Origin of the sequence: Halorubrum coriense DSM 10284, assembly GCF_000337035.1 — an archaeon.
Classification (GTDB): domain Archaea; phylum Halobacteriota; class Halobacteria; order Halobacteriales; family Haloferacaceae; genus Halorubrum; species Halorubrum coriense.
In genome coordinates, this window is sequence record NZ_AOJL01000045.1 from 1 (window position 1) to 3,248 (window position 3,248).

Here is a 3,248-nt window from a genome sequence, read left to right on the forward strand (position 1 = left end):
TCAGAGATGTGTATAAGAGACAGGTCGAGGAGGAGGTCGCGCAGTTGACCGCCGAAGCGCCCGGCGCGACGATCCGCGCGGAGCTCCCGGAGCGCTGCGTCGTCCGGACGCACCCGGCCGTGCCGGTCGCGGTCGAAGAGGCGCTGCGGAACGCCGTCGAGCACAACGACGACGTGACGGTGACGGTGCGCGTGTGGCGCGACGACGCGGTCCACCTCGTCGTGGCGGACGACGGGCGAGGCATCCCACGGGTAGAGCGGCGGACCCTCCGGAACGCCGAGGAGACCCCGCTCGAACACACCGAGGGCATCGGGCTGTGGCTGATCTACTGGGCGGTGAACCGGGCGGGGGGAACGGTCGAGTTCGCGGACAGCGAGCCGCGGGGAACGGCGGTCCGAATCCGGCTCCCCGACCGACCCGGCTCGGACGACTCGGACGACGCCGGACCGGAGCGTTTCGAGCCGGACGACGACCGACCGCGGGAGCACCGGTCTGAGAGTGCGGGAGCGGACGGTCCGGGATCAAAAAGCGCGGGGTCGGAACGGACGGGATCGGAAGGTGCGAGAGCAGAGCGAGACGAGAAAGGCGACCGGTTCGCGGGGCGTTAGGCCGTCGACGGCGCGGACTCCGGCCTGTCGTCGCGCTCGACCGAGTCGCCGTCGCCCGGCTCCGACTCCGTCACGGGGTCGCCGAACGCGTACACCGTGTTGTGGCCGGTCACCTCGACGGTGAGGAAGTCGCCGACCTCGACGCCGCGGTCGGCGGCCCCCTGAACGATGATCTGCCGGTACGCGCCGTCGCGGCACTTGACCGAGTCGCCGGTCCCCTCCTCGACGACGAGCACCTCGAACGTCTCGCCGACCATCGACTCGTACGCCTCGCCGACGACCTCCATCTTCAGCTCGGACATCGCCTTCGAGCGCTCCTTCTTGACCGTCCCGCCGAGGCCCTTCATGTCGGCGGCGTCGGTGCCGGGGCGCTTCGAGAAGCGGGTGACATTGATCTTCTCGGGGCGGACCTCGGCGAGCAGGTCCATCGAGCGCTCGTGGTCGGCCTCGCTCTCGGTGGGGAAGCCGACGATGAAGTCGGTCGACAGCGTCCAGTGGTCGAGCCGCTCGTCGAAGGTGTCGACGACCTCGCGGAACTTCTCGACGCGGTGCTGCCGGCGCATGTCCTCGAGCACGTCGTCAGAGCCGGACTGGACCGGCGCGTGAATGAAGTCGTACAGCTCCTCGTTCTCGGCGAACACCTCGGCCAGCTCCTCGTGGATGCCGTGGATGCCGCCGGGGTTCGCCATCCCCAGCCTGACCCGGAACTCGCCGTCGATGTCGCAGATCCGGTCGAGCAGTTCGGGGAGCTTCCGGTCGCCGTCGTCCCAGCCGTAGACGCCCGTGTCCTGGCCGGTGACGCGGATCTCCTTCGCGCCGGCGTGGACCAGGGCCCGCGCCTTCTCGACGTTCTCCGCGACCGGCGGGGAGTCGACCCGGCCGGTCGCGAACTTGGTGATACAGTACGAGCAGTTGCTCATACAGCCGCGCGCGATGGGGAGGAGGCCGACGACGCCGTCTAAGACGGGCTCGGCGTCGGGGGTGACCGTGGGGCACTCGCCGTTGAGCACGTAGGCGGGGACCTCGTCCCAGTGGAGGATCTCGGCGTCGACGTCGGCGTCGGCGAACATCTCGCCCTGCGCGAGCGCCATACAGCCGGTGACGACGAGTTCGGCGGTCGTCTCCGACAGCTCCTCGGCGCGGCGGAGCATGTTCCGCTCCGTCTTCTCGACGACGGTACAGGTGTTGAGGATGGCGACGTCCGCGTCTTCCGGGCCGTCGGCCGGGCGGTGGCCCCCGTCGCGGAGGGCGCGCTCGATCTCCCGGCTCTCTCCCCGGTTCGAGCTACAGCCGTACGTTTCGATGTGGTACGTCGCCATCGGAGTGAGTACGTTACCGGTCCCGCGGCCAAAAACGCGACGGATCGGGGCGTGGAGGGCGGCGAGTCGAGGCCGTCCGCGCTCAGTCCTCGGCGACCGCGGCGGCGGGCGCGTCGGCCTCCGTGGCGGAGTCGGCGGTCGCCTCCGGCTCGTCGGCGGCGTCGCGCTCGGCGGGCGACACGGCGTGATAGACGGAGCGGCGGGCGTCCCGGGGGCAGAGCCCCTCCTCGACGAGGCCGACCTCGGTGAGCTTCTCGACCGCGAACCGGACGGTGCGGGTCGAGAGTCGGGTCTCCTCGGCGAGGCCGGTCTGGTCGAACCGCCCCTCCGCCTCGAGCACGTAGTAGACCAGCTTGGCGCTCGGCGGGAGCGGTTCGAGCAGCTCGCGGGTTCCTTCGTCCATACGTCATATACAGGAGCGAATCGCGCATAACCGTGGCCCGCCTGTGCGCATGCTGCGCACGCCAACCCGTCTTTTATATATTAGCTTTCTCGACGGAACTCGAACCGAGCGCCGTCCGCGTCGTCGACGGAGAGTTTCCACCCGTGTGCGGCCGCGATCTCGCGCACGATCGCGAGGCCGAAGCCGGTCCCGTCCGACGTGCTCGACCGGCCGTACTCCGTCGCCTCCTCGGGGTCGATGTCGAAACCGGTCCCGTCGTCCGCGACGTAGAAGCCGTCCGGGAGCGGGCCGACGGAGACCGTGAGACCGCTCGCCGCGTCCGCGCCCTCCGGACCGTCGGCGGTTCCGTGCTCCGCGCCGTCGCCGGACTCCGCCCGACCGCTCGCGGAACCGTGCTCGACGCTGTTCGTGAACAGGTTCTCGAAGAGCGTCCGGAGCCGTTCCGGGTCGGCCTCGACCGGGAAGGCGGCCCGCGAGAGGTCGATCGCCGCGTTCCCGGTGTCGACGGTGCGCCACGCTCGCTCGGCGGCCGCATCGAGCGAGACGGACTCGATCTCGTCGACCGTCCGGCCCTGTCGCGCGAGCGCGAGGAGGTCGTCGATCAGCTCCTTCATCCGGTCGTGTGCGGCCTCGACCTGTCGGAGCTCTCGGACGACGGCGTCGTCATCGGTTATCGCGCGCGCGAGGTCGGTGCGGCCGGCGGCGACGTTGAGCGGGTTCTGGAGGTCGTGCGAGACGAAGGCGGCGAACTTCTCCAACCGGTCTATCTCGCGCTGGAGCGCGGCGTCGCGGTCGCGCAACTGCTCGGTTCGCTCGGCGTGGTCGAGTGCGACCGTGACGTTCGCCGCGAGGACCCGGGCCAACTGGAGGTCGGTCTCGTCGAAGAACTCCGCCTCTGTCTCTTATACACATCTCTGA

3 protein-coding genes and 1 pseudogene are annotated in these 3,248 nt (G+C 70.0%); 1 reads left to right on the forward strand and 3 read right to left on the reverse strand.

The genetic code is table 11. The features are described 5' to 3' along the window. On the forward strand, positions 1-608 hold a 608-nt coding region (locus tag C464_RS11265; protein WP_161781677.1), incomplete at its 5' end, for an ATP-binding protein. On the opposite strand, the gene C464_RS11270 is transcribed toward C464_RS11265, so the two are convergent. From C464_RS11270 to C464_RS11280, 3 genes and pseudogenes are all read right to left on the reverse strand, one after another. Then, on the reverse strand, positions 605-1,927 hold the full coding sequence (locus tag C464_RS11270) for a tRNA (N(6)-L-threonylcarbamoyladenosine(37)-C(2))-methylthiotransferase (RefSeq protein WP_006113826.1): 1,323 nt from the start codon (positions 1,925-1,927) through the stop codon (positions 605-607). The genes C464_RS11265 and C464_RS11270 overlap by 4 nt on opposite strands. An 82-nt stretch (positions 1,928-2,009) precedes the next feature. Continuing rightward, complete coding sequence (locus C464_RS11275; RefSeq protein ID WP_006113827.1) at positions 2,010-2,330, reverse strand: helix-turn-helix domain-containing protein; 321 nt, start codon at positions 2,328-2,330, stop codon at positions 2,010-2,012. A gap of 80 nt (positions 2,331-2,410) precedes the next feature. Continuing rightward, a pseudogene (locus tag C464_RS11280) lies at positions 2,411-3,226 on the reverse strand (sensor histidine kinase); the annotation flags it as partial. Positions 3,227-3,248: the final 22 nt, after the last annotated feature.